A 25386-nucleotide genomic window follows, 5' to 3' on the forward strand; every position below is an offset into this window, starting at 1 on the left:
AGCCGTCGCCGACCAAGGGTTGCTAGATCGGCATGGCCAGCTGCGTCGGCTCGTTATGTCCGCGCAGCGTAACCGTTTCGCCTAAAGTCCAATAGCGACGCTCATTGTCGCTGGCGTTGCCGACTGCCTGCCACGACGCGAGTAACCGTTCAGGTCGTGATTTGGCCAGCTCGCAGAGTCGCACTGCCTCATTGACGGGTCCGCCGATCACCGTGTACTCGAAACGCTGTTTGGCTCCGACGTGTCCAGCAACGACCTTTCCCGCCGCTACACCGATGCCAGCTGGGCACTCCGGCACCTCGGAGCGCAGCCGGTGAGCGAGGGCCCGGGCGGCGGCCAGCGCTTCGTCCTCGGGACAGCACAGCCGATTCGGGGCACCGAAGACGGCCAACACGGCGTCACCCTCGAACTTGTTGACAAGTCCATGGTGGCGGTCAACCTCTTCGACGATCACTGCGAAGAACCGGTTGAGTAACTGAACCACCTCTGCGGGCGGCCGCTTCACCACGACCTGCGTCGAATTCACGATATCAACGAAAACCACTGCGACGTGGCGCTCTTCGCCGCCCAGGTTTGGTCGCTCGCGTTCCGCGGCAGCGGCTACATCGCGCCCGACGTAACGGCCGAAAAGGTCGCGTACTCGTTCCCGCTCGCGCAGGCCGTCGACCATCGCGTTGAAACCGCGCTGCAGCTCACCGAGTTCGGTCCCATCGAACACGACGAGATCGCCGCGCAGGTCCCCTTGCTCAACCCGTTTGAGCGCAGCGCGTACCATTCGCACTGGTGTGGCAATCAGCCATGACAAGATCCACATCAGGATGAACCCGAAGACCAGCGTTGCGGCTGAAATAATCAGCACCGCCACCCCGAACTGGGTCTCGGTGAGATTGCGGAGTAACAGCGCGAAGAACGCCGTCAGTGCAATTCCGACGACGGGTACGCCGGACCCCAGCAGCCATACGGTCATGATGCGGCCCATGACACCAGGCGCTAACCGGCGAGGCGGTGGCCCCGCTTCGAGTGCCTGGGCGGCCACTGGGCGCAGCGCGAATTCGGTGAACAGGTAACAACTGGTGGCGACCAACACACCGCAAAATCCCACCGAAAACAAGAATCGCGGAATGAACATGCTGTTGGCCAGGCCGTACAGGGTCGTCAGCAGTGCCGCACCGAATCCCCACAACACCAAATGGAACACCGCTATCCGCCACGGGGCCGAAAACGTGTTGAGCTCGTCGATACGGCTCGGTTTGCGTTCCTCGATCGCCCATCGCAGCGCCACGACGGTTCGCCGGGTAATCCAATAAGTGCCCAGCGCCAGTGCGATCGCGACATAGGCCGGTGCGACCGCGAACGTGAGCCATGCGGGCGCGTCGCTGAAAACACTTGGTACCGGGAAAGCCACCGTCACCAACAGGGATGCCACGCCGATCCCGATCAGGTTCGCCGCCACGATGAATACCGTCAGGATCACCTGTATGCGTATCCGCCGACGGCGCTGGCTTTCCGACACCGGGCCCAGCAACCACGAGCCGTACTCCGGCGTCTCCGATAGCCGGCCGCTCTGGCGGGTGACCGCCTCGAGCACCCGGCCCAGGCGTTGTGCCGCCGTTCGCTTGGCCATCATGGTGGCGTCAGCTTAATTTGTGTCGGCATCTGCGTGCCCCTTGGCTTATGGTGAGTCGGGTGCGTCTCGTGATCGCCAGGTGCACCGTTGACTACCTTGGCCGGCTCACCGCGCATTTGCCGTCCGCGCGCCGACTGCTGCTGTTCAAGGCCGACGGCTCGGTAAGCGTGCACGCCGACGACCGCGCCTACAAACCGCTGAACTGGATGAGTCCACCCTGCTGGCTGACCGAGGAATTTGACGGGGTATCGCCGGTCTGGGTGGTGCAGAACAAGGCTGGCGAACAGCTGCGCATTACCGTCGAGGAAATCGAGCACGACTCCCGCCACGACCTGGGAGTGGACCCGGGACTGGTCAAAGACGGGGTCGAGGCGCACCTGCAAGCGTTACTCGCCGAGCATGTTGAGCTGCTCGGCGCTGGCTACACGCTGATTCGCCGGGAGTATATGACCGCGATAGGGCCGGTGGACTTGCTGTGCCGTGATGAGCAGGGCCACTCGGTCGCCGTGGAGATCAAGCGTCGCGGCGAGATCGACGGCGTGGAGCAGCTCAGCCGATATCTCGAGTTACTCAACCGGGATAGCGTGCTGGCACCAGTCAAAGGAGTGCTCGCCGCCCAGCGGATCAAACCCCAGGCGCGCGCTCTCGCCACCGACCGCGGTATACGCTGCGTCACATTGGATTACGACAAGATGCGCGGTCTGGAAAGTGGTGAATACCGGCTGTTCTGAGTCGGTGGCCTACACTGGCGGAATGGTCCGGCGCCGGACACCACCACGCGGGCAGCGGCCGCCCTGGTTGTTGCCCGGTCACCGGGTGGAGACCGGATCCGACGGCCACGATTATTATGTGCGGCCGGTCGCTGCGGCTCGTGCCGTCAAGACCTACCGGTGCCCGGGGTGTGATCACGAAATCCGCCCGGGCACTGCGCATGTGGTGGTATGGCAAGCTGATTCACCACAGGCCGGCATTGACGACCGGCGGCACTGGCACACGTCGTGTTGGGCCAGCCGCGCAACGCGTCGTCCGACTCGACAGTGGTCGTAACTTCGAGATTCGCCCCGAATAGCGGGCTGCGGCCCGGTGTCGTGCTGTGAGTCAGTGCTCGGAGTCGGCCGCGGGCTCAACCAACTCGATCAGCACCCCGCCGGCGTCTTTCGGATGGATGAAATTGATCCGTGAGTTCGCCGTACCGGGCCGCGGCGTGTCGTAAAGCAGCCGGATGCCCTGCTCGCGCAGCCGTTCGCTCAGGGCATCGAGGTCGCTGACCCGGTAGGCCAGCTGTTGGATGCCGGGGCCGCGTTTGTCCAAAAACTTCGCGATCGCTGACGAGTCGTCGAGCGGGGCCATCAACTGAACTTGCGCATTGCCCACCGGCGCGCCGCGCACCGTAAGCATCGCCTCCCGAATACCCTGGTCGTGGTTGACCTCCTCGTGCAGCACGATCATGCCGAGGTGGTCGTGGTACCACGCGATCGCCGCGTCCAGGTCGGGAACGGCGATGCCGACATGGTCGACCGCCGTCACCAATGCGGTGGCCAGGGTTCGACGGACATCAACGTCATCGATCGTCATAACGTAACGGTAACCTGGTGGGAACAGTTGCGCTTCTCGGGTCGGCCGGATTAGCCGTCAACACCCGATCTGGAGGTACTCATGACGACGTCGGTGATCGTTGCTGGAGCACGCACTCCCATTGGCAAGCTGATGGGTTCGCTCAAGGATTTCGCCGCGACTGATCTGGGAGCTATCGCGATCAGAGGCGCCCTGCACAAGGCGCAAATCCCGCCCTCGCTGGTCCAATACGTCATCATGGGCCAGGTGCTGACCGCCGGTGCCGGTCAGATGCCGGCACGCCAAGCAGCTGTGGCGGCGGGTATCGGCTGGGATGTTCCCGCGTTGACGATCAACAAGATGTGCCTGTCCGGCCTGGATGCCATTGCCCTGGCTGACCAGCTCATTCGGGCTGGAGAGTTCGATGTGGTGGTGGCCGGTGGTCAGGAATCGATGACGCAGGCGCCGCATCTGTTAATGGGTAGCCGGGCCGGCTACAAGTACGGCGACGTCACCGTCGTGGATCATCTGGCCTACGACGGGTTGCACGACGTGTTCACCGACCAGCCGATGGGTGCGCTCACCGAGCAACGCAACGAAGTCGACAAGTTCAGCCGCCGCGAACAGGATGAGTACGCGGCCCGGTCGCATCAGCGGGCCGCCGCGGCCTGGAAGGACGGTGTCTTCGCCGACGAGGTGGTGCCGGTGAGCATCCCGCAGCGCAAAGGCGATCCGCTGCAGTTCAGCGAAGACGAGGGCATCCGGGCCAATACCACCGCCGACGCACTGGCGGCTCTTCCCCCGGCATTCCGCTCGGATGGCACGATCACTGCCGGTTCGTCATCGCAGCTCTCCGACGGCGCTGCTGCGGTTGTCGTGATGAACAAGGCCAAGGCCCAGGAATTGGGGCTTACCTGGCTGGCGGAGATCGGGGCACACGGCGTGGTCGCCGGGCCGGATTCCACGCTGCAGTCCCAGCCGGCCAACGCGATCAAGAAAGCCATTGCGCGCGAAGGTATCTCTGTCGATCAGCTCGATGTCGTGGAAATCAACGAGGCATTCGCGGCGGTGGCGCTGGCGTCGACGCGCGAACTCGGTGTGGACCCCGAGATCGTTAACATCAACGGCGGTGCGATCGCCGTCGGGCATCCGCTGGGCATGTCGGGTGCCCGTATCACCCTGCACGCGGCCCTTGAGCTGGCCCGCCGCGGGTCCGGTTACGCGGTTGCGGGCCTGTGCGGCGCCGGCGGGCAGGGGGATGCGCTGGTGCTGCGCACCGGCTAGCTAACGCTTGACATCGCGTCACCGGTGTTGCTGGCAGACGGTGTCCCGGAAGCAGTGTGATCTTCGTCATATGAGCTGATCTGCAACCGCCCGCCTGGCCGGTTGGCGCCGATCGCCGACCGCCATGGGACGCCAGGCCGCTGGAGCCGCACCTGAAGTCCGTGACAGACTTGACGACGTGACGCGACCCGGACCTCAAATAGGGCCGGCGATGGCCGGCGCGGTCGATCTGTCGGCGCTGAAGGAGCGTGCCCAGCGGAAGAGCTCGGCTGGCGGGGCGGCAGCGGCGGCCCAGGCCGGCACCGAGATTACCGAGGCCAACTTCGAACAAGAGGTCCTGGTTCGGTCCAACGAGGTACCCGTCGTGGTGCTGCTCTGGTCGCCACGCAGCGACGTGTGCCGCCAGCTGGCCGAGACCCTGTCCGGATTGGCAGCCGCCGACAACGGAAAGTGGGCTCTGGCAACCGTCAACGTCGACACCGCGCCCAGGGTTGCCCAGGTATTCGGCGTACAAGTGGTTCCGACCGTGGTGGCGTTGGCCGCGGGGCAGCCCCTGTCCAGCTTTCAGGGTATGCAGCCTGCTGACCAGTTACGCCGTTGGCTGGACTCATTGCTCTCGGCGACGGCCGGTAAGCTGAGCGGCGCGGCCGGTGCCGGGGAGTCAACGGAAGTGGATCCGGCACTCGCGCAGGCACGTGAGCAGCTGCAGGCCGGCGACTTTGCTGCTGCGCGCAATTCCTACCAGGCCATCGTGGACGCGAATCCGCGCCACGCCGAAGCCACGGCGGCGCTGCGACAGATCGACTTTCTGCAGCGCGCCACCGCGCAGCCTCCCGACGCGGTGGCGGTCGCCGACGCGGCGCCTGATGACATCGAAGCCGCGTTCGCGGCCGCCGATGTCCAGATTCTCAACCATGATGTGAGTGCGGCATTCGACCGCCTGATCGCGTTGGTGCGGCGCACATCCGGTGACGAGCGCACCAAGGTTCGCACTAGGCTCATCGAACTCTTCGACCTGTTCGACCCTTCCGACCCGGAGGTGATTGCCGGGCGGCGCAACCTCGCCAACGCGCTGTACTGAGCTCGCGCTTCGCTACGCGGGCTCTAACCACAAAGCCGACATGGGCGGCAGCACCAGCACCGCCGAGGCAGGACGCCCGTGCCAGGGCTCGTCGGTGGCGTCGACACCGCCGAGGTTACCGATCCCCGACCCCCGGTAGGCGGTCGCGTCGGTGTTGAGCAGTTCCCGCCAGCGACCCTCCCTGGGCAGGCCGAGCCGATAACCGCTGTGCTCGATCCCGGCGAAATTGAACACGCATGCCATCACCGAGCCGTCGCTGCCGTAGCGTAGGAAGCTCACGACATTGTTGGCCGAATCGTTGGCGTCGATCCAGGAGTACCCCTCGGGTCTGCTGTCCTGGCTCCACAGCGCCGGGTGGCTGGCATAGATCTCGTTGAGGTCGCGGACCAGACGCTGGATACCGTTGGAGAAGCCGTTCTCGTCGAGTTGGAACCAGTCCAGGCCGCGCTCCTCAGACCACTCGGCCCGTTGGCCGAATTCCTGTCCCATGAACAACAGCTTCTTCCCGGGGTGCGCCCACTGGTAGGCCAGCAGACTGCGCAGCCCCGCAGCCTTCATGTGGTCGTTACCGGGCATTCGCCCCCACAGCGTGCCCTTGCCGTGCACTACCTCGTCGTGGCTGAGCGGCAGCACGAAGTTCTCGCTGAACGCATAGAGCATCGAAAAAGTGATCTCGTGGTGGTGGTAACTGCGGTACACCGGGTCACGGCTGAGGTAGTCGAGTGTGTCATGCATCCACCCCATGTTCCACTTCATCGAAAAACCCAGGCCACCAAGGCTGGTCGGTCGTGATACGCCCGGCCATGATGTCGACTCTTCGGCGATGGTTACGATACCGGGTGCCACTTTGTGTGCGGTGGCGTTCATCTCCTGCAGGAATTGCACGGCTTCCAGGTTCTCACGGCCGCCGTAGACGTTGGGTGTCCAGCCGCCCGGCGGTCGAGAGTAGTCCAGGTAGAGCATCGAAGCCACCGCGTCCACGCGCAGGCCGTCGATGTGGAACTCCTCGAGCCAGTACAGCGCATTGGCCACCAGAAAGTTGCGAACTTCTGGCCGACCGAAATCGAACACATAAGTGCCCCAGTCGAGTTGCTCTCCACGCCGCGGGTCAGAATGCTCGTAGAGCGCCGTGCCGTCAAAACGGCCCAGTGCCCAGGAGTCTTTCGGGAAGTGGGCCGGCACCCAATCGACAATGACACCGATTCCCGCTTGGTGTAACGCGTCGACCAGGGCCCGGAAATCGTCGGGTGTGCCAAACCGGGAAGTCGGCGCGTAGTAGGACGTCACCTGGTACCCCCACGAGCCGGCGAATGGATGCTCAGCAACGGGCAGCAACTCGACATGGGTAAAGCCTTGCGCCGTAACGTAGTCAGTAAGCTCTCGGGCCAGGTCGCGGTAGCTGAGACCGGGACGCCAGGAGCCCAGGTGGACTTCGTAGGTGCTCATCGGCTCGAACACCGGATTTTTCCCGGCACGTTTGGCCATCCACTCGTCGTCGCCCCAGGTGTAGTTGCTCGAGGTGACCCGTGAAGCGGTGTGTGGCGGGACTTCGGTGGCGAACGCGAACGGGTCGGCCCGGTCGGTGACGGAACCGTCGGCCCCGTGCACCCGGAACTTGTACAAACCGTCGCGGGGGAAGTCCGGCCAGAACAACTCCCACACCCCAGAGGAGCCGAGTACCCGCAGCGGGGCATCGTTGCCGTTCCAGCCGTTAAAATCGCCGATCAAGCTGACGCCCTTAGCGTTGGGCGCCCACACAGCGAAAGACACTCCGTCGACGACGCCGTCGGCGGTGGTGAACGAGCGGGGATGCGCACCCAGCACTTCCCACAGGCGTTCATGGCGGCCTTCGCCGAACAGATGCAGGTCGACATCGCCCAAAGTTGGAAGGAAGCGGTACGCGTCGGCGACCGTGTAAACGTCGGATCCGTTGTAGCTCAACTCGAGGCGGTAGTCGATGAGGTCGACGAACGGCAAGACGACCGCGAAAAGCCCGGATTCGATGTGCTGCATTGCAAACCGCTGACCGCCAACGAGTGCGGCGACTTCGACCGCGTGCGGGCGGAAGGCCCGGATGACGGTGTGGTCGCCGTATTCGTGAGCCCCCAGGATTCCGTGCGGATTGTGGTGCACACCGGCGACCAGGCGTGCCAGATCCCCGGGCTCGGGCGCGAGGTGGCTTCGGGCGAGCTGGTCGGTCGGTGTCATCGCCTCACCTCCTGCGCAGCAATATCAGCCGGGAATCTTCGGGTATCAGGGGCATGTTGATGATATGGGCCACTGCTCTTGCAGGATCGATGCGAACGTAATTGGCCTGTCCCCATTGGTATTCCTCGCCGGTTATCTCGTCTCGCACCCAAAACCGTTCGTAGGGCTCCATCCCCAGTGCGGTCATGTCCAGCCACAAGGTCGCTTCCTCGGGTGCGAACGCGTTGAGCGTCACCACCACCAGCACGCAATCGCCTGTGGTGGGGTCGAATTTGCTGTAGGCCAGTAACGCGTCGTTGTCGATATGGTGAAAATGGATCGTGCGCAGTTGCTGGAGCGCGGGATGCAGTCGGCGAATGGCGTTGAGCCGCGTGATGAACGGCTCAAGCGACCTGCCCTCCGCGAGTGCCCCCGCGAAGTCGCGTGGCCGCAGCTCGTATTTCTCGGAGTTCAGGTACTCTTCGCTGCCCTCGCGTACCGCATGGTGCTCGAAGAGTTCGTATCCGGAGTACATTCCCCACGCCGGGCCCATGGTGGTCGCCAGCACTGCCCGGATAGCGAACATGCCCGGGCCGTTGTGCTGCAGCACAGCGTGCAAGATGTCGGGCGTGTTGACGAATAGGTTCGGCCGGCGGAAGTCGGCGAGTGCGGCGATCTCGTTACCGAATTCGGTGAGCTCCTGCTTCGAGGTGCGCCAGGTGAAGTATGTGTAGGATTGCGTGAAGCCGAGCTTGGCGAGCCCGAACTGTCGGGCCGGTGGGGTGAACGCCTCGGATAAAAAAAGCACGTCGGGATCGACTGCTTTCACTTGAGAAATCAGCCAGGCCCAGAAATCGGGTGGCTTGGTGTGCGGATTGTCCACCCGGAAGATCTTCACGCCGTGGTCAATCCAGTAGCGCACCACGCGCAGCACCTCGTCATAAAGGCCGGCGGGATCGTTGTCGAAATTCAGCGGGTAGATGTCCTGGTACTTCTTGGGTGGGTTCTCCGCGTAAGCGATACTGCCGTCGGGCAGCTCGGTGAACCACTGCCGGTGTTCTTTTGCCCAGGGGTGATCCGGTGCGCATTGCAACGCGAGGTCCAAAGCCACCTCCATGCCCAAATCACGTGCCGCAGCGACAAACCGGTCGAAGTCATCGATCGTGCCCAGCTGCGGGTGCACGGCATCATGGCCGCCTTCGTCACTGCCGATCGCCCAGGGGGATCCGACGTCGCCGGGCGCGGCGGTTGCGGCGTTGTTGCGTCCCTTGCGATGCACCTTGCCGATGGGATGGATCGGCGGCAGGTAGACCACGTCGAAACCCATGTTCGCAATGCGCGGCAGCGCCGCAGCCGCGGTGGCGAAGGTGCCGTGCACGGGATTGCCGTCGGCGTCCCACCCACCGGTGGAGCGAGGAAACATCTCGTACCAGGCGCTGAAACGGGCAGCCGGCCGGTCCACCCAGATCCCGTACTGCTCACCTCGCGTCAGCAGGTCGCGCAGTGGGTAGAGCGTCAGCAGTTCATCGATCTCGGCGGTTAACGCCAGAGCCGCTCGGGTCACCGGGTCGCCCGGTGTGCGCAGCGCCGCCGCGGCTGCCAGCAGTGGCTCCCGTCGTGCGCGCGGCACGCCGGTGGCCGCGCGGTCGAACAGCCGCGCGCCCACCAACAGGTCGTTGGACAACTCCGTCTCTCCCTGGCCCGCGTCGAGCTTTGCCACCACGGCCTGCCGCCAGGTACGAATGGGGTCGCTCCAGCCGTCGATCCGGAATGTCCACAACCCGACGCTGTCCGGGGTGAATTGGCCGTGGAACACATACGGTTCCTCACCCATCGCCATCGGCAGCTGCACAGGCTTGACCCGAAGCGGCGTCTCGGTGGCGCCGGGCGCCATTACCTGGATGGCCTTGATCCGGCGCATCTCCATGACCTGCGGGTAACGCGCCCCAAGGTAACGCACCACCAGGGTCGCGGCGACCGCGTCGTGGCCTTCTCGCCAAACCGTGGCTCGCACCGGGACTACCTCACCGACCACCGCCTTCGCCGGATACACGCCGCACGAAACGACGGGCTGGACGTCATCGATCTCGATACGACCGGGCACCCACCACTCCGTTCTGTGTTCTCTGGTTCGCCCCGCACGCCGGAGTACGCTTCGGAGCCGCACGGCCCGCGTGGTCGGCCGGGCGTCCTGGCCTGCCGCTTTGCGACAGCCTGTTTGTCGACCACGCTCCACGCCGCCCATTACCCACCGTAGTGCTCGGCTACACACCGGGCGAACGTGGTCGTTTCGATGGGCTGAGCGCTGCGGGGCTGTCAGTAAGGTCTGTCAGTAAGGTACTAACGCGTGAAAGCCCTCCGCCGGTTTACCGTCCGCGCCCACTTGCCAGAGCGTCTGGCCGCGCTGGAACAGTTGTCAAGCAACCTGCGGTGGTCGTGGGACAAGCCGACGCAGGATCTCTTCGCAATGATCGATCCGGCGCGGTGGGAGCAATGCGGCCACGATCCGGTGGCCTTGCTGGGGGTGGTGAGCCCGGCCCGTTTGAACGAGTTAGCCGCCGACGGTGAGTTTCTGGCGCGACTTGACGGGCTGGCAGCTGAGCTGACCGACTATCTGAACCGCTCGCTGTGGTATCAGCAGCAGGAATGTGACGGCGCCGCCATGCCCGCGGGGATCGCCTATTTCTCCATGGAGTTCGGGGTGGCCGAAGTGCTGCCCAACTACTCCGGGGGGTTGGGAATACTGGCCGGCGATCATCTGAAGTCGGCATCCGATCTGGGGTTACCGCTGATCGGGGTGGGCCTGTACTACCGCTCCGGGTATTTTCGCCAGTCGCTGACCGCTGATGGATGGCAGCATGAGACGTACCCGCCGCTGGATCCGCAGGGGTTGCCGCTGCGGCTGCTCGTCGATTCTGGTGGTGAGCCGGTGCTCGTCGAATTGGCCCTGCCCGACTCCAGACAGCTGCGGGCCCGGATATGGGTCGCGCAGGTTGGTCGGGTTCCGCTGCTGCTGCTGGACTCCGATATCCCGGAGAACGAACACGACCTGCGCGGTGTCACTGACCGCCTGTATGGGGGAGACCAGGAACACCGCATCAAACAGGAGATCCTGGCAGGTATCGGCGGGGTGCGCGCGATCCGGGCTTTCAGCACCATTCAGGGTTTTCCGGCGCCCGAGGTGTTCCACATGAACGAGGGCCATGCCGGGTTTTTGGGAGTAGAGCGCATTCGCGAACTGATCACCGAGTCAGGGCTGGACTTCGATACCGCGTTGGCGGTCGTGCGTTCCAGCACGGTGTTCACCACCCACACCCCGGTGGCTGCCGGGATCGACCGGTTCCCCGTGGAGATGGTGCGGCGCTACTTCAACGACGACGGTGCCTCCGCCCTACTGCCGGGCGTGCCGACCGAGCGGGTCATCGCATTGGGCGCCGAGGAGGACCCCGGCATGTTCAACATGGCTCATATGGGCCTGCGGCTGGCGCAACGCGCCAACGGTGTCTCGCAGCTGCACGGCCAGGTGAGCCGCGTCATGTTCAACTCGCTCTGGCCCGGGTTCGACCCTGATGAGGTGCCCATCGGTTCGATCACCAACGGTGTGCACGCACCCACGTGGGCCGCGCCCCAGTGGTTGCAGTTGGGCCGGGAGCTGGCCGGCTCCGACTCGCCCAGCGAACCCGCCGTCTGGCAACGGCTCCAGCAGGTTGATCCCGGCCAATTGTGGTCGATCCGCTCACGGCTGCGAGCACTTTTAATCGAAGACGTCCGGGCACGGCTGCGGCGATCGTGGCTGCAGCGCGGGGCATCGGAGGCTGAGCTGGGCTGGATAGCGACGGCCTTCGATCCGGATATCCTGACCGTCGGGTTCGCGCGGCGGGTTCCGACCTATAAACGGTTGACGCTGATGCTGCGTGACCCGGGGCGGCTCGAGCAGTTGCTGCTCGACGATGAGAGGCCGATCCAGCTGATCGTCGCCGGAAAATCCCACCCGGCCGACGAGGGCGGCAAAGCGCTCATACAACAGGTGGTGCGGTTCGCCGACCGTCCCGAAGTGCGTCATCGCATCGCTTTTTTACCGGACTACGACATGTCGATGGCGCGGCGGCTGTGCTGGGGTTGCGATGTCTGGCTGAATAACCCCCTGCGCCCCTTGGAGGCCTGCGGCACATCCGGGATGAAAAGCGCCCTCAACGGCGGGTTGAACCTGTCCATCCGCGACGGCTGGTGGGACGAGTGGTACGACGGCGAAAACGGCTGGGCGATACCCTCCGCGGAGGATGTCCGCGAGGAAGATCGTCGCGACGACCTGGAAGCCGCCGCTCTCTACGACTTGCTCGAGCAGGCGGTGGCGCCGAAATTCTACGAGCGCAATAGGGACGGCATACCGCAGCGGTGGATCGAAATGGTGCGACACACCCTGCAGACGCTCGGCCCGAAAGTCCTGGCGTCGCGCATGGTGCGCGATTATGTCGAGCATTACTACATCCCGGCGGCGCAATCGCTGCGCAGGATCACGGCACCCAGCAGCCAGGGTTGTCCCGGCGAGTTCGACGCGGCTCGTGAGCTGGCCGCCTATCGCCGACGCGCCGAGCAGGCGTGGCCGACGATTCGCATCACCGATGTGGACAGCACCGGTCTGCCCGACACCCCGCTGCTCGGGTCCAAACTGACGCTGACCGCGACCGTGCAGCTGGCCGGGCTGCGACCCGACGAGGTGGTTGTGCAGGCAGTGCTGGGCAGGGTGGACGCCGCTGATGCGTTGCTGGATCCGGTTACCGTCGAGATGACGCACACCGGCACCACAGGTGGCGGCGAGATCTTTTCGACAACGACACCGCTGCCGGTGGCCGGCTCGGTGGGGTACACGGTGCGGGTGCTGCCGCGTCACCCAATGCTGGTCGCCCCCAGCGAGCTCGGCCTGGTCACCCTCGCGTGAGCTCGGCGACGACGCGGGGCGCTGTGCGTCCTGTTCATGTGCGGGGATCGGTGGTCATGGTGCGTAGCCGAACCAGCGCGTCGCGGACCCGCACGGCATCGGTGGTCGGCCAAAACGGTGGCAACGAAGCGCGCAGATAGCCTCCGTAGCGGGCAGTGGCCATCCGGGAGTCCAGCACCGCGACCACCCCGCGGTCCTTGACACCACGCAACAGCCGGCCCGCGCCCTGGGCCAGCAACAGCGCGGCGTGGCTGGCGGCCACCGTCATGAACCCGTTGCCGCCGTGGGCGGACACCGCGCGCTGGCGGGCGCTGAGCAGCGGATCATCGGGTCGCGGGAAGGGGATGCGGTCGATGATGACCAGTGACAGCGACGGGCCCGGCACATCCACGCCCTGCCAGAGCGACAACGTGCCGAACAGCGAGGTCGCCGGATCGGCGGCGAACCGCTCGAGAAGTGCGGCGGTGCTGTCGTCGCCTTGACACAACACCGGCGTAGGCAGCCGTTCGCGCAGGGCCTCGGCGGCGTAACGCGCTGCCCGCATCGACGAGAACAACCCCAGTGTGCGCCCACCGGCGGCGGTGATGAGATCGGCGATTTCGGCCAGCTGGACGGCGGAGCCGGTGCCGTCGCGCTCCGGTGGCGGCAGATGAGCGGCGATGTAGAGAATTCCCGCTTTGGCATGCTGAAACGGGGAACCGACATCGAGCCCACGCCACCGGCAGTCGACAGCGTCGTCGCCGGGCCCGCCGGTCAGCCCCCACGCTGTGGCCATCGCGTCGAAGGATCCGCCGACCGTCAAGGTCGCCGACGTCAACACCGTCGTCGAGCGAGCGAACACCCGGGTCCGCAGCAATCCGGCGACCGACAACGGTGCCACCCGCAGCCTCGGGTGGGCCAAACCAGAGGTGTCCTCGTGGTCCAGCCAGACCACATCGCTGCGATCGGGGATCGCCGGGGCAAAAGACGTCAGGATCCGCGAGGTCGTGTCGGCGATCTCGGTCAGGACGGCAACTGCTTCAGCGCGAGCAGCCGCGGCGGCGATGTCGGCGGGCGACGCGTCGATGGCCGATCGTGCCGCGCCGGCCGCGTCGCGCAGTGTGGCCAGGCAGGTGGCCAGCTGGTCGTCGAGGACGTCGATGCGCCCGGGATCCGCATCGCCGATCGCTGCGATGAAAGCGGCCGACGCCGCCTCCAGCCGTTGCGTCAACTCCGGTCCGACCAGCCTGGCGATCCGGCGCGGCGCCGCGCCGAGGATGGCCGGGGTCAGCTCCGCAGCCGCCGCCGCCGTGACCCGATCCACCAGCTCGTGTGCTTCGTCGATCACCAGCAGCTGGTGATCGGGCAGCACCGCGGACTCCGACAGTGCGTCGATGGCCAACAGCGCGTGGTTGGTGACGACGATATCGGCCTGAGCGGCCCGGGCGCGGGCCCGTTCAGCGAAGCACCTGCTGCCGAACGGGCAGCGAAGCGCGCCAACACATTCCCGCGCCGAGACGCTGACCTGGATCCACGACCGATCCGGCACACCCGGCCGTAGCTCGTCGCGGTCACCGGATTCGGTCGTCGATGCCCACGCGGTAAGCCGTTGCACGTCGCGACCCAAATCCGTGGCCGGCTCGAAGAGTTCCTTCTGGTCCGGATCGTCCTTGGGCTCCCCGCTCGCTGCACCACCGTGGATTTTGTTCAGGCACAAGTAGTTCCGTCGTCCCTTAAGCAGCATGAACCGCGGCCGGCGGGGCAGCGCATCGGCGAGCGAATCGATGAGCTGGGGCAGATCGCGGTCAACGAGTTGGCGCTGCAACGCCAGCGTCGCCGTCGACACCAGCACCGGTGTGTCGTGGCAGACTGCGCGGGCAATCGCAGGAACCAGGTAGGCCAGCGACTTGCCGGTGCCGGTACCGGCCTGCACCACCAGGTGCTCGCCGGTGTCGAAGGCGTCGGCGACCGCGACGGCCATCTGCAACTGGCCGCGACGTTCGTCGCCGCCCAGCGCGGCCACCGCGGTCGCCAAGAGCCGCGGCACGGACACATCTGGGCTGGTTTCTCGCGCCGTCGGTGGGACCATGCCGGTTAGACGGTAGCCGGGTCAGGCGGGGATCTGCAGCGTCGGGATCGCCGGGTCGCCGTGCGACAATTTGAGACCCTCCCACGGCAGGCTGCGCAGGCCCGACGCCACCAACTCGCGTGCGGCGGCCAAGTCCACGTCGACTACCGGCTGCCCGGCGCGCACCAGCGGCGTCGTCAACACCCGGCAATCGCCGGCGGCCTCAGGCGGCCGGCCCGCCGGATGCACGACTTCCTCGGTGATGGTGCCGCTCGGACGTGCCCGCCGCAACGCCTCTTTGCGCCCGCCGAGGGATTCTTTGTGGGTGCTGCGTTTCTGCACCGGTATACCGTCCACCTCGACCAGCTTGTAGACCATGTTCGCGGTCGGCGCGCCTGATCCGGTGACCAGCGCCGTGCCGACGCCGTAGCTGTCCACCGGTTCAGCACGCAGCGCGGCGATCGTGAATTCGTCGAGATCACCGGATACCACGATGCGGGTCCGGGTGGCCCCGAGCCGGTCGAGCTGTTCGCGCGCTTGACGGGCTAACACTCCCAGCTCGCCGGAGTCGATGCGCACCGCGCCGAGTGTGCTACCGGCGGCCGTCACAGCGTTGGCCACACCGCTTCTGACGTCATAGGTGTCGATAAGCAGCGTCGTTTGGGTGCCGAGTGCCTCAACTTGGGCGCGGAACGCGGCCAGCTCGTCGGGCCCGTCGGTGCGGGTATGCAGCAGCGTGAACGCGTGGGCGGCTGTCCCCTCCGCAGGCACGCCATAGCGACGCTGAGCCTCCAAGTTTGAGGACGCGGCGAAACCGGCGATGTAGGCCGCGCGCGCTGCGGCGACCGCGGCCAGCTCGTGGGTTCGACGCGAGCCCATCTCGATCAAAGGGCGGCCCTGGGCAGCGCTAACCATGCGAGCAGCCGCTGACGCAATCGCGCTGTCATGATTGAAGATCGAGAGCACGAGGGTTTCCAGCACAATGCATTCGGCGAAGCTTCCGCGGACCGAAAGCACCGGGGAGCCGGGAAAGTACAGTTCCCCCTCACGGTAGCCGTCGATATCACCCCGGAAGCGAAAGTCACGCAAATACTCCACTGTGCGCGGATCGAGGAAACCCGCCAGCAGCTCGCATGCGGTGTCGTCGAACCTGAACTCTGGCAACACTTCCAGGAAGCGACCGGTCCCTGCGACAACACCGTAACGGCGTCCTTCGGGGAGTCGGCGGGCGAACAGCTCGAAGGTGGTCCGCCGGTTCGCGGTGCCGTCGCGCAGCGCCGCCGCCAGCATGGTCAGCTCGTACTTGTCGGTCAGCAGCCCAGTGCATGGCCAGTCGGTCACACCGCAACGGTATCGGGTGCATCGGCGCCTCTCGCTATCCTGGAGGCATGGTTGCATCAGCTCCCACCAAGCCGGGAACCACCGGGCAACGTCACGTCGATCCGGCCGACGTCACAGCCGGCCCGTGGGTCACCATCGTTTGGGACGACCCGATCAACCTGATGAGCTATGTGACATACGTTTTTCAGAAGCTGTTCGGCTACAGTGAGCAGCACGCCACCAAGCTGATGCTGCAGGTGCACAACGAAGGTAAAGCGGTGGTGTCGTCGGGCAGCCGCGAGGCCATGGAAATCGATGTATCCAGGCTGCATGCCGCCGGTTTGTGGGCGACCATGCAGCAGGACCGATAACGATCAGGGGTCGTCCTCATTGTGCGCAAATGGAAACGGGTTGAGACCGCTGGCGGTCCCCGTTTTCGGTCCGCTCTCGCTCCGCATGAGGCGGCATTGCTCAAGAACCTGGTCGGCTCGCTGATCGGCATGCTGAATGAGCGCGAATCTTCCGCGCCGCCAGATGAACTCGAGCAGATCACTGGGATGAGGACCGGTCACACCCGGCCTCCGGACGAGCCGACGCTGCGGCGCTTGTTGCCGGATTTTTACAAGCCCGACCAGGTCGGGGCGGACACCGCCGAAAACCTGAACGCCGCTCTGCGGAGTCTGCATGAGCCGGAGATCATTGACGCTAAACGTGGTGCCGCGCAACAGCTGCTGGACACCGTCCCGGATGGGGGCGGTCGGCTAGAGCTGGACGAGGACGGGGCGAGAGCGTGGATTGCGGCGGTCAATGACATCCGGCTGGCGCTGGGCACCATGCTTGCGATCGGCCCGGACGGACCCGAGCGGCTGCCTGTCGGCCACCCGCTGGCGGCGCATCTCGACGTCTACCAGTGGCTGACCTTTCTGCAGGAGTACCTGGTGCTGGCGCTGATGGGGAAACCCACCCGATGAACTCCATCACCGACGTGGGCGGTATCCGCGTCGGCCACCATCAGAAATTAGACCCCGACGCGGGATTGGGTACCGGTTGGGCGCGCGGTGTCACCGTCGTGGTGACCCCGCCCGGCACGGTCGGTGCCGTCGACTCCCGCGGTGGAGCGCCCGGCAGCCGGGAAACCGACCTGCTGGATCCGGCCAACACGGTGCGTCATGTCGATGCGGTGCTGATCGCCGGCGGCAGCGCCTACGGGCTGGCGGCTGCCGAGGGAGTGATGCGCTGGCTGGAAGAAAACGGCAGGGGAGTGGTGATGCCCGGCGGAGTGGTTCCTATCGTGCCGGGCGCGGTCATCTTTGACCTGGACATCGGTGCCTGGAACTGTAGGCCGACACCGGAATTTGGGTACGCAGCATGTCAAGCAGCCGGTGTCGACGTCGCTGTGGGCACGGTGGGGGCAGGGGTGGGGGCGTGCGCCGGTGTTCTCAAGGGCGGTGTTGGGACCGCGTCGACGACGCTGGCGTCTGGAGTGACCGTTGGCGCTCTGGTTGCGGTGAACTCCGCGGGCAATGTCATCGACCAGACCACCGGTCTACCATGGATGGCGCACCTGGCCGACGAGTTCGGGCTGAAACCGCCTCCGCCCCAGCAGATTGCCGCGTTGGCGAGGCTGCGGGCGCCGTCGAGCTCGCTGAACACCGCGGTCGGGGTGATCGCCACCGACGCGGCGCTGAGCCCGGCGGCATGTCAGCAGGTGGCGCGCGCCGCCCATGACGGGCTGGCCCGCGCTATCCGGCCGGCCCATACCCCGACGGACGGGGATATGGTGTTCGCGCTGGCCACCGGCGCTGTCGAGGTGGCGCCGCACATCGACACGCCGACCGCATTCTCTCCGGAGACTGCCCTGGTCGCCGAGGTGGGCGCTGCGGCTGCTGACTGCCTGGCCCGCGCCGTGCTGGTCGGGGTGATTACCGCCGAGTCGGTAGCTGGAATACCGACCTATCGTGGCACGTTGCCCGGAGCGTTCCCACAACCGAAAGGAAACCGCTGACGTGCTGGTGATCCGCGCTGACCTGGTGGAGGCGATGATCGCCCACGCGCGTGCCGACCACCCCGACGAAGCCTGCGGGGTGCTCGCCGGTCCGGCAGGCTCTGATCGACCCGAGCGTCATATCGCCATGGTCAACGCCGAACGCTCGCCGACGTTTTACCGGTTCGACTCGGCGGAGCAACTCAAGGTGTGGCGGGAAATGGATGACGCCGGCGAGGTGCCCGTCGTCATCTATCACTCGCATACCGCGACTGAGGCCTACCCGAGCCGAACCGACGTGAGCTTGGCCGCTGAGCCCGGTGCGCACTACGTGCTGGTGTCGACGCGGGACCCGCACCACGACGAGCTCCGTAGCTATCGCATCGTCGACGGCGTCGTCACCGAAGAACCTGTCACCGTTGTCGAACACTATGAGCACTTCTAGAGCAGGTACTCGATCAGAGAAAGAACACGTCTTATGAGCGTTACCGTGTCCATTCCGACCATTCTGCGTCCCCACACCCGCGGACAAAAACGTGTCGAAGCCAACGGCAACACCCTGGGTGCCGTTATCGACGACCTGGAGGCGAACTACGCCGGAATTTCTGAGCGGCTGCTGGAGAACGGCAAATTGCATCGCTTCGTCAATATCTATGTCAACGATGAGGACGTCCGGTTTTCCGGCGGCCTGGACACTGCGATCTCCGACGGCGACTCGGTCACCATCCTGCCGGCCGTCGCCGGCGGGTGAGCCGAGCAGATGGCCCGATACGACTCGTTGCTGGATGCCTTGGGCAACACCCCGCTGGTGGGTTTGCGCCACCTGTCACCGCGCTGGGAAGACGGGCCCGAGGGTCCACATGTGCGGCTGTGGGCCAAACTCGAGGACCGCAATCCGACAGGCTCGATCAAGGACCGGCCCGCCCTGCGCATGATCGAGCAGGCCGAGGCTGATGGGCTGCTGACGCCGGGGACGACGATCCTGGAGCCGACCAGCGGCAATACCGGCATCTCGCTGGCGATGGCGGCGCGGCTGAAGGGTTATCAGCTGGTTTGTGTAATGCCGGAGAACACGTCGGTCGAACGACGCCAGCTGCTCGAACTGTTCGGTGCGCGGATCATTTTTTCGCCCGCGGAGGGTGGCTCCAACACCGCCGTGGCCACTGCCAAGGAGCTCGCAGCGGCCAATCCCTCGTGGGTGATGCTCTACCAGTACGGCAACCCGGCCAATACCGACGCGCACTACTACGGCACAGGTCCGGAGTTATTGGCCGATCTGCCTGAGATCACCCACTTTGTCGCCGGGCTGGGCACCACGGGCACACTCATGGGTGTCGGCCGGTTCCTGCGAGAGCATGTGGCCGATGTCCGGATCGTGGCTGCCGAACCTCGCTATGGCGAAGGCGTGTATGCCTTGCGCAACATCGATGACGGCTTCGTGCCTGAGCTGTATAACCCGGAATTGCTGAGCAGCCGGTATTCCGTGGGCGCCGCCGATGCGGTGCGCCGCACCCGCGAGCTGATCGATGCGGAGGGCATCTTCGCCGGCATCTCCACAGGTGCGGCGCTACATGCCGCGCTCGGGGTCGCGGCCAGGGCCCTGAAAGCCGGTGAGCGCGCCGATATCGCCTTCGTGGTGGCCGACGCCGGATGGAAGTACCTGTCTACCGGCGCCTACGCCGGTAGCCTGGACGAGGCTGAGGACGCGCTGGAAGGTCAGCTATGGGCATGACACGCCTCGACCAGGGTGCCAGGGTAGCCGGGAACACAATGCGGCGCCGATGACCAGGCCGACGAGAACACGGCCGCAGACCGCGCGGAGTGCTCGCTGGACGGTCGGCGGAGCCACGATCATCAGCTTCGTGGTGTTGCTCTACGTCTGCGAGCTGATTGACCAGCTCAGCGGCCACACGCTGGATCGCAACGGCATCCGGCCGCTAGAAGTCGAGGGCCTGTGGGGCATCATCTTCGCTCCGCTGCTGCACGCCAATTGGGAGCATCTGATGGCCAATACCGGTCCGGCGCTGGTTCTCGGTTTTCTGGTGACGTTGTGCGGCCTGGCCCGATTTGTGTGGGCCACCGCGATCGTGTGGATCGGCGGCGGTTTTGGCACATGGCTCATCGGCAACGTGGGCTCGGCCTGCGGCGAAACCGACCATATCGGGGCGTCCGGGCTGATCTTCGGATGGCTAACCTTCCTCGTGGTGTTCGGTTTCTTCACCCGCACGGTGTGGCAGATCATGGTGGGGGTTTTGGTGCTGTTTTGCTACGGCGGCATCTTGCTGGGTGCCGTGCCTGTGCTCCACATGTGCGGAGGTGCGTCCTGGCCGGCTCATCTGTGCGGCGCGCTGGCCGGCGTGGCGGCGGCCTACCTGCTGTCCGGGCCGGAGCGCAGCACTCGTGCTCTGCGCCGAGCCGGTCCGGTGCGCCGGTGAGCTCGCCGCTGGCGCCCGTCGGGATCTTTGACTCCGGCGTCGGGGGGCTCACGGTGGCACGCGCGATCATCGACCAACTCCCCGGCGAGGACATCATCTACGTCGGCGACACCGCCCACGGCCCCTACGGTCCGCTGCGCATCCCCGAGATTCGTGCACACGCGCTGGCCCTCGGCGACGACCTGGTCGGCCGCGGCGTCAAGGCACTGGTGATCGCGTGCAACGCGGCGTCTTCGGCGTGCCTGCGAGACGCCCACGAGCGCTACGACGTGCCCGTGGTCGAGGTGATCGTGCCGGCGGTGCGGCGCGCGGTCGCCACCACCCGCAACGGCCGCATCGGGGTTATCGGTACTCGCGCGACCATCACCTCACACGCCTACCAAGACGCCTTCGCCGCTGCCCGTGACATCGAGATCACCGCGGTGGCCTGCCCGCGGTTCGTAGACTTCGTCGAGCGTGGCATCACCAGCGGCCGCCAGGTGCTCGGCTTGGCGGAAGGCTACCTAGAGCCCCTGCAGCGCGCTGGAGTGGACACCCTGGTGCTGGGTTGCACGCACTATCCGCTGCTGTCCGGGATCATCCAGCTCGCGATGGGCGAGCATGTCACGCTGGTCTCCAGCGCCGAGGAAACCGCCAAAGAGCTGGTGCGGGTGTTGACCGAACGGGATCTGCTCCGCCCGCATGACGCCGCACCCCCGGTGCGGCAGTTCGAAGCCACCGGCGACCCCGAAGAATTCACTAGACTGGCGGCGAGGTTCTTAGGGCCCAGCATCACCAATGTTGAACCTGTCCCCGTCACACCCGTGAGCCACGATGATTCTGGTCGCACGTAGAGCCGTGATGTTCGCCATCGCGGTGTCGAGCATGGCACAGTAGTGACCGTGCAAATCACCGTGCTCGGCTGTTCGGGTAGCGTCGGAGGCCCGGACTCGCCGGCATCGGGTTATCTCCTGCGGGCGCCCGACACTCCGCCGCTGGTCATCGACTTCGGCCCGGGAGTGTTGGGGGCGTTGCAGCGGCACATCGATCCGAGTTCGGTGCACGTGCTGCTGTCGCATCTGCACGCCGATCACTGTCTGGATATGCCCGGGTTATTCGTGTGGCGCCGTTATCACCCATCGCCGCCTGCCGGTAAGGCGGTGATATACGGCCCCAGCGACACCTGGTCCCGGCTCGGCGCGGCGTCGTCGCCCTACGGTGGCCAGATCGACGATTGTTCTGACACCTTTCACGTCCGCCACTGGGTCGATGGTGAGCCGGTGCGATTAGGTGCGCTGACCGTGTTGCCGCGTGTGGTGGCCCACCCGACCGAGTCCTACGGCCTGCGGATCACCGATCCTGCGGGGGCATCTTTCGTCTACAGCGGCGACACCGGGCCGTGCGACACCCTTGTAGACCTGGCCCGCGGCGCCGACGTTTTCCTCTGCGAAGCGTCCTGGACTCACGCGCCGGGGCGGCCCTGCCAACTGCACCTCTCGGGTACCGAGGCCGGTCAGATCGCCGCGAACGCCGGCGTACGTGAGCTGCTGCTCACCCATATCCCGCCGTGGACGTCGCGTGAGGACGTGATCAGCGAGGCCAAAGCCGAGTTCGACGGTCCGGTGCACGCGGTGGTGTGCGGTGAGACCTTTGAGATCCGGCGTCCCTGAACCGTGGCGAACTGACAGATTAAGGTTGGCGCGTGTCCGAACGAGAAGACGGTCGCCTCGACGCCGAGCTGCGCCCGGTCGCCATCACCCGCGGGTTCACCTCGCACCCGGCGGGTTCGGTGCTGGTGGAATTCGGCCACACCAAAGTGATGTGCACGGCCAGCGTCATTGAGGGGGTGCCGCGCTGGCGAAAAGGGTCGGGCTTGGGCTGGCTGACAGCGGAGTATTCGATGCTGCCGGCGGCCACCCATACCCGCGGCGAGCGAGAATCGGTCAAAGGTCGACTCAGCGGGCGCACCCAGGAAATCAGCCGATTGGTGGGCCGTTCATTGCGGGCCTGCATCGATCTGGGGTCGTTCGGGGAGAACACCATTGCGATCGACTGCGATGTACTGCAGGCCGATGGTGGCACCCGTACCGCCGCCATCACCGGCGCCTATGTCGCGCTGGCCGACGCGGTGACCTACTTGTCCGCAGCCGGGCAGCTGTCTGATCCGCGGCCGCTGTCATGTGCGATCGCGGCGGTCAGTGTCGGTGTGGTCGACGGCCGTATCCGGGTGGACCTGACCTACGCGGAAGACGCGCGCGCCGAGGTTGACATGAACGTCGTCGCCACCGATACCGGCACTCTGGTGGAGATTCAAGGCACCGGCGAGGGCGCGACGTTTCCTCGGTCGACACTGGACAAACTGCTCGACGTCGCACTGGGCGCCTGCGACCAGCTCTTTGCCGCGCAACGGGATGCGTTGCAAAAGCCGTATCCCGGAGTGTTGCCCGGGGGTTCCGCGCCACAGAAGGCGTTCGGAAGCTGACCTCGCTGCTGGTTGCCAGCCGTAACCCCAGGAAGCTGGCTGAACTGCGCCGGGTGCTGGACCGTGCCCGGCTTTCCTCGCTGACGCTGCTCTCACTCGAGGACGTACCGCCCTACCAAGAGGCACCAGAAACCGGTCTGACATTCGAGGACAATGCGCGGATCAAGGCGCGTGCGGCATTCGCCGCCACAGGTCTGGCTTCGGTGGCCGACGACTCCGGTCTGGAGGTGGGCGCGTTGAACGGCATGCCCGGTGTGTTGTCGGCGCGCTGGGCGGGTGTACATGGCGACGATGCCGCTAACACTGCGCTGCTGCTGGCGCAGTTACGTGATGTGCCCGACGAGCGGCGCGGGGCGACGTTCGTGTCGGCCTGCGCGTTGGTCTCGGCATCCGGCGAAGTGGTCGTCCGCGGCGAATGGCCGGGCACCATCGCGCACGAGCCGCGCGGCGACGGCGGGTTCGGCTACGATCCCGTGTTCATTCCGGCCGGCTGCGCCCGCACCGCTGCGCAGCTCAGCCCGGAAGAAAAGGACGCGGTTTCGCATCGGGGCCGCGCGTTGGCAGCCTTGCTGCCGGCTTTGCGCGCGCTTGCGTCGCCCAGTTGACGCTAAAGACCGAAACGGGCCTTGACGTCTTTGGTCTGGAAGTGCTCGACGATGATGCCGAGCAGCGGGATGGTCCCGGACAGTAGGACAGCGATGGTCTTGATGATCGGCCAGCGGACCTTGACCGCCAGATTGAAGGCCGCCAACACATAGGTGAAATACACCCAGCCATGCACGATTTCGATCCAGCGGATCTCGTGGTGGAACACCAGGTGGGAGACGATCTCGTAGCACAGCGCGATCAGCCAGATACCCGTCGTCCACGCCATGATGCGGTAGCCGAGCAGCGCGGTGCGGATCTTGTCGACCGGGGCGGCCGCCTGCGGCGGTGTCTCAGGTTTGGTCATGCGGTGTTCCTGCTCTGTCTTTCGGCATCACGTTGCGCAAGCTCAGCCAGGTAGGCGTTGTACTCCCGCAACACGGGGTCATCGGTCGCCTGCTGGACCGGTTTGGGTCGCTCGGGCAGCAATCCGGGCGGAATCTCGGTCAGGGCTGGGTTCTTGAGCGGCTCGCGGGGTGCTTCCTCATACCGGATGAACTTGCGGTACGCGTAAACACAGAACCACGCGAACATCGGCCACTGCAACGCATATCCGAGATTCTGGAATGTGCCCGCCGCCGACTGGAACCGTGTCCACTGCCACCAGCCGAGAGCCAGACAGCTCCCGGCCGCGATGATCACCAGCACGGCCAGCGCAGCCCTCCGACGCCGCGTAGTGGACACCCTTTGACGGTACCGCGCGCCCGCCGGCGGGGGGCTCGACCCGGCGTCGAATTCTTCGACGGATCGCACCGTTGCGCGCTCGCCGCGACGGGCCCAGGCAGGAGCCCCCACCAACCGCTTCGCCGGCTCGAGCAGCGGTACCATCGACAGGCTGCGGGCGTGATGGAACTGGGATACATGCCGGTTTTAGGTGCCGGTGCTCGTGAGAGCATGAGGGTTCGAATCCCTCCGCCCGCACCCAAGTGGTATCCGTGTTGATGCAGCTAGACGGCAGGTCATGTGTGCTGGTTAACCTTCTGACCGCCGGTAGCCGTATGTGGTCCGGGCGAGAGCACATCAGCATCACCACTAGCGTGCTCAGCGGGGCCAGGAGGGAGTCTGCATGAGGGCTGTCACCAATGACGTCTGGGAGGTGATGTCGACTGCCCGCACGATTCGGCGGTTCACCGATCAGCCGGTTGACGATGCCACACTGAGGCGCTGCCTGGAAGCGGCGACGTGGGCGCCCTCGGGGGCTAACGCACAAGCGTGGCGGTTTATCGTGTTGCGCTCGCCGGAGCAGCGGGCCGTGGTAGCCAAAGCGGCGGCTCACGCCTTGGCGGTGATCGAGCCGGTCTACGGGATGACTCGGCCGAGCGCACAGGACACTGACCGGCGAGCTCGCACCAACCGCGCAATCTACGAGTTGCACGACCGGGCCGGGGAGTTCACCTCGGTGTTGTTCACCCAGAAGCGTTACCCGACGGCCTCCGAGCTGCTCCTGGGCGGGTCGATCTTTCCGGCGATGCAGAACTTTCTGCTGGCTGCGCGCGCCCAGGGCTTGGGGGCGTGTATGACCAGTTGGGCGTCGTATGGTGGCGAGCAGCTGCTGCGCGACGCGGTGGGTGTACCCGAGGACTGGATGCTGGCCGGGCACATCGTGGTGGGTTGGCCCAAGGGTAAGCACGGCCCGGTGCGCCGCCGGCCGCTGGCGGAGGCCGTGGCCCTTGATCACTGGAATCAGCGGGCGGATAACCTGCTGGCCGGTGCGGAGTTCTCGGCACGGTAACCCGTTTCGCCACCGGCAGATACGTGGTCGGCGGCGGCAGACAGGCCAGCGTCTTATCCGACACCCGGGCGGGCCCGCCGGGATTGCCCG

25 protein-coding genes and 1 tRNA gene are annotated in these 25386 nt (G+C 65.7%); 18 read left to right on the forward strand and 8 right to left on the reverse strand.

What is annotated here, in order from left to right:
• Positions 1-22: 22 nt before the first annotated feature.
• Entirely contained in the window at positions 23-1627 is a 1605-nt protein-coding gene (locus tag G6N08_RS12295) for an adenylate/guanylate cyclase domain-containing protein (protein ID WP_163757661.1), read from the reverse strand.
• A 59-nt stretch (positions 1628-1686) separates the two neighbouring features.
• Between G6N08_RS12295 and nucS the strand changes: the two genes are divergently transcribed.
• A complete protein-coding gene (gene nucS / locus G6N08_RS12300) occupies positions 1687-2358 on the forward strand; it encodes an endonuclease NucS (RefSeq protein ID WP_163757662.1) in 672 nt (223 codons plus the stop codon).
• 22 nt (positions 2359-2380) lie between these two features.
• Positions 2381-2674, forward strand: a complete 294-nt coding sequence (locus tag G6N08_RS12305; protein WP_163757664.1) for an Rv1322 family protein — start codon at positions 2381-2383, stop codon at positions 2672-2674.
• Between the two features lie 51 nt (positions 2675-2725).
• On the opposite strand, the gene mce is transcribed toward G6N08_RS12305, so the two are convergent.
• Positions 2726-3202 (reverse strand): methylmalonyl-CoA epimerase, encoded by a 477-nt coding sequence (gene mce / locus G6N08_RS12310; protein WP_163757666.1) that lies wholly within the window; start codon positions 3200-3202, stop codon positions 2726-2728.
• 81 nt (positions 3203-3283) lie between these two features.
• Between mce and G6N08_RS12315 the strand changes: the two genes are divergently transcribed.
• A complete protein-coding gene (locus tag G6N08_RS12315; RefSeq protein ID WP_163757668.1) occupies positions 3284-4465 on the forward strand; it encodes an acetyl-CoA C-acetyltransferase in 1182 nt (393 codons plus the stop codon).
• A gap of 178 nt (positions 4466-4643) precedes the next feature.
• Entirely contained in the window at positions 4644-5546 is a 903-nt protein-coding gene (locus G6N08_RS12320) for a tetratricopeptide repeat protein (RefSeq protein WP_163757672.1), read from the forward strand.
• Positions 5547-5558: 12 nt separating this feature from the next.
• On the opposite strand, the gene glgB is transcribed toward G6N08_RS12320, so the two are convergent.
• Together glgB and G6N08_RS12330 are read right to left on the reverse strand one after the other, a co-directional pair.
• On the reverse strand, positions 5559-7754 hold the full coding sequence (glgB, locus tag G6N08_RS12325) for a 1,4-alpha-glucan branching protein GlgB (protein WP_163757674.1): 2196 nt from the start codon (positions 7752-7754) through the stop codon (positions 5559-5561).
• A 4-nt stretch (positions 7755-7758) separates the two neighbouring features.
• Positions 7759-9837 carry an alpha-1,4-glucan--maltose-1-phosphate maltosyltransferase gene (locus G6N08_RS12330; RefSeq protein WP_218033375.1) on the reverse strand — a complete coding sequence of 693 codons (2079 nt, stop codon included), beginning with the start codon at positions 9835-9837 and terminating at the stop codon, positions 7759-7761.
• Positions 9838-10080: 243 nt separating this feature from the next.
• Here G6N08_RS12330 and G6N08_RS12335 point away from each other — a divergent pair, with 243 nt between their 5' ends.
• Positions 10081-12672: a glycosyltransferase family 1 protein gene (locus G6N08_RS12335; protein ID WP_163757678.1), complete on the forward strand. Its 2592-nt coding sequence runs from the start codon at positions 10081-10083 to the stop codon at positions 12670-12672.
• A gap of 34 nt (positions 12673-12706) precedes the next feature.
• Here G6N08_RS12335 and G6N08_RS12340 read toward each other — a convergent pair whose 3' ends face one another.
• Positions 12707-14740, reverse strand: coding sequence for an ATP-dependent DNA helicase (locus G6N08_RS12340; RefSeq protein ID WP_163757680.1), 2034 nt, complete (start codon positions 14738-14740; stop codon positions 12707-12709).
• Positions 14741-14761: 21 nt separating this feature from the next.
• Positions 14762-16060, reverse strand: a complete 1299-nt coding sequence (locus G6N08_RS12345) for a nicotinate phosphoribosyltransferase (protein ID WP_281352747.1) — start codon at positions 16058-16060, stop codon at positions 14762-14764.
• 47 nt (positions 16061-16107) lie between these two features.
• Between G6N08_RS12345 and clpS the strand changes: the two genes are divergently transcribed.
• The 11 genes from clpS to rdgB are packed head-to-tail and all read left to right on the forward strand — an operon-like array spanning position 16108 to position 23524.
• A complete protein-coding gene (gene clpS / locus G6N08_RS12350) occupies positions 16108-16410 on the forward strand; it encodes an ATP-dependent Clp protease adapter ClpS (protein ID WP_163757684.1) in 303 nt (100 codons plus the stop codon).
• A gap of 21 nt (positions 16411-16431) precedes the next feature.
• Positions 16432-17010, forward strand: coding sequence for an oxidative stress transcriptional regulator AosR (aosR, locus tag G6N08_RS12355; protein ID WP_163757686.1), 579 nt, complete (start codon positions 16432-16434; stop codon positions 17008-17010).
• Positions 17007-18044, forward strand: a complete 1038-nt coding sequence (locus G6N08_RS12360; protein ID WP_163757688.1) for a P1 family peptidase — start codon at positions 17007-17009, stop codon at positions 18042-18044. Before aosR ends, G6N08_RS12360 begins: the two co-directional genes overlap by 4 nt.
• 1 nt (position 18045) lies before the next feature.
• Complete coding sequence (locus tag G6N08_RS12365; RefSeq protein ID WP_163757690.1) at positions 18046-18468, forward strand: M67 family metallopeptidase; 423 nt, start codon at positions 18046-18048, stop codon at positions 18466-18468.
• Between the two features lie 33 nt (positions 18469-18501).
• The gene (locus G6N08_RS12370; protein WP_163757692.1) at positions 18502-18774 is read left to right on the forward strand and encodes a MoaD/ThiS family protein; all 273 of its coding nucleotides are present in this window, start codon (positions 18502-18504) and stop codon (positions 18772-18774) included.
• Positions 18775-18783: 9 nt separating this feature from the next.
• On the forward strand, positions 18784-19755 hold the full coding sequence (locus G6N08_RS12375; RefSeq protein ID WP_163757694.1) for a PLP-dependent cysteine synthase family protein: 972 nt from the start codon (positions 18784-18786) through the stop codon (positions 19753-19755).
• A 49-nt stretch (positions 19756-19804) separates the two neighbouring features.
• On the forward strand, positions 19805-20458 hold the full coding sequence (locus tag G6N08_RS12380) for a rhomboid family intramembrane serine protease (RefSeq protein WP_163757696.1): 654 nt from the start codon (positions 19805-19807) through the stop codon (positions 20456-20458).
• Complete coding sequence (gene murI, locus G6N08_RS12385) at positions 20455-21291, forward strand: glutamate racemase (RefSeq protein WP_163757698.1); 837 nt, start codon at positions 20455-20457, stop codon at positions 21289-21291. Before G6N08_RS12380 ends, murI begins: the two co-directional genes overlap by 4 nt.
• Positions 21292-21333: 42 nt before the next feature.
• Positions 21334-22107, forward strand: a complete 774-nt coding sequence (locus G6N08_RS12390; RefSeq protein WP_163757700.1) for a cyclic nucleotide-degrading phosphodiesterase — start codon at positions 21334-21336, stop codon at positions 22105-22107.
• A gap of 32 nt (positions 22108-22139) precedes the next feature.
• Positions 22140-22919 carry a ribonuclease PH gene (rph, locus tag G6N08_RS12395; protein ID WP_163757702.1) on the forward strand — a complete coding sequence of 260 codons (780 nt, stop codon included), beginning with the start codon at positions 22140-22142 and terminating at the stop codon, positions 22917-22919.
• Positions 22916-23524 carry an RdgB/HAM1 family non-canonical purine NTP pyrophosphatase gene (rdgB, locus tag G6N08_RS12400; RefSeq protein WP_163760537.1) on the forward strand — a complete coding sequence of 203 codons (609 nt, stop codon included), beginning with the start codon at positions 22916-22918 and terminating at the stop codon, positions 23522-23524. The genes rph and rdgB overlap by 4 nt, the downstream gene beginning before the upstream one ends.
• A gap of 2 nt (positions 23525-23526) precedes the next feature.
• On the opposite strand, the gene G6N08_RS12405 is transcribed toward rdgB, so the two are convergent.
• Both G6N08_RS12405 and G6N08_RS12410 read right to left on the reverse strand, forming a co-directional pair.
• A complete protein-coding gene (locus G6N08_RS12405; protein ID WP_163757704.1) occupies positions 23527-23871 on the reverse strand; it encodes a DUF3817 domain-containing protein in 345 nt (114 codons plus the stop codon).
• Complete coding sequence (locus G6N08_RS12410) at positions 23868-24248, reverse strand: hypothetical protein (protein WP_163757706.1); 381 nt, start codon at positions 24246-24248, stop codon at positions 23868-23870. Before G6N08_RS12410 ends, G6N08_RS12405 begins: the two co-directional genes overlap by 4 nt.
• A 153-nt stretch (positions 24249-24401) precedes the next feature.
• Between G6N08_RS12410 and G6N08_RS12415 the strand changes: the two genes are divergently transcribed.
• Both G6N08_RS12415 and G6N08_RS12420 read left to right on the forward strand, forming a co-directional pair.
• A tRNA-Leu gene (locus G6N08_RS12415) sits at positions 24402-24485 on the forward strand.
• Positions 24486-24630: 145 nt separating this feature from the next.
• Entirely contained in the window at positions 24631-25296 is a 666-nt protein-coding gene (locus tag G6N08_RS12420) for a nitroreductase family protein (RefSeq protein ID WP_163757708.1), read from the forward strand.
• Positions 25297-25386 lie beyond the last annotated feature (90 nt).

The sequence above is a fragment of the Mycobacterium botniense genome, assembly GCF_010723305.1.
Taxonomy (GTDB): domain Bacteria; phylum Actinomycetota; class Actinomycetes; order Mycobacteriales; family Mycobacteriaceae; genus Mycobacterium; species Mycobacterium botniense.

Bases quoted from the DNA above. Each gene is read 5' to 3' on its own strand.
- G6N08_RS12295 (WP_163757661.1), bottom strand. From the start codon at position 1,627: ATGATGGCCAAGCGAACGGCGGCACAACGCCTGGGCCGGGTGCTCGAG.
- G6N08_RS12305 (WP_163757664.1), top strand. From the start codon at position 2,381: ATGGTCCGGCGCCGGACACCACCACGCGGGCAGCGGCCGCCCTGGTTG.
- mce (WP_163757666.1), bottom strand. From the start codon at position 3,202: ATGACGATCGATGACGTTGATGTCCGTCGAACCCTGGCCACCGCATTG.
- G6N08_RS12315 (WP_163757668.1), top strand. From the start codon at position 3,284: ATGACGACGTCGGTGATCGTTGCTGGAGCACGCACTCCCATTGGCAAG.
- glgB (WP_163757674.1), bottom strand. From the start codon at position 7,754: ATGACACCGACCGACCAGCTCGCCCGAAGCCACCTCGCGCCCGAGCCC.
- G6N08_RS12340 (WP_163757680.1), bottom strand. From the start codon at position 14,740: ATGGTCCCACCGACGGCGCGAGAAACCAGCCCAGATGTGTCCGTGCCG.
- clpS (WP_163757684.1), top strand. From the start codon at position 16,108: ATGGTTGCATCAGCTCCCACCAAGCCGGGAACCACCGGGCAACGTCAC.
- G6N08_RS12360 (WP_163757688.1), top strand. From the start codon at position 17,007: ATGAACTCCATCACCGACGTGGGCGGTATCCGCGTCGGCCACCATCAG.
- G6N08_RS12370 (WP_163757692.1), top strand. From the start codon at position 18,502: ATGAGCGTTACCGTGTCCATTCCGACCATTCTGCGTCCCCACACCCGC.
- G6N08_RS12375 (WP_163757694.1), top strand. From the start codon at position 18,784: ATGGCCCGATACGACTCGTTGCTGGATGCCTTGGGCAACACCCCGCTG.
- G6N08_RS12380 (WP_163757696.1), top strand. From the start codon at position 19,805: ATGACCAGGCCGACGAGAACACGGCCGCAGACCGCGCGGAGTGCTCGC.
- G6N08_RS12405 (WP_163757704.1), bottom strand. From the start codon at position 23,871: ATGACCAAACCTGAGACACCGCCGCAGGCGGCCGCCCCGGTCGACAAG.
- G6N08_RS12420 (WP_163757708.1), top strand. From the start codon at position 24,631: ATGAGGGCTGTCACCAATGACGTCTGGGAGGTGATGTCGACTGCCCGC.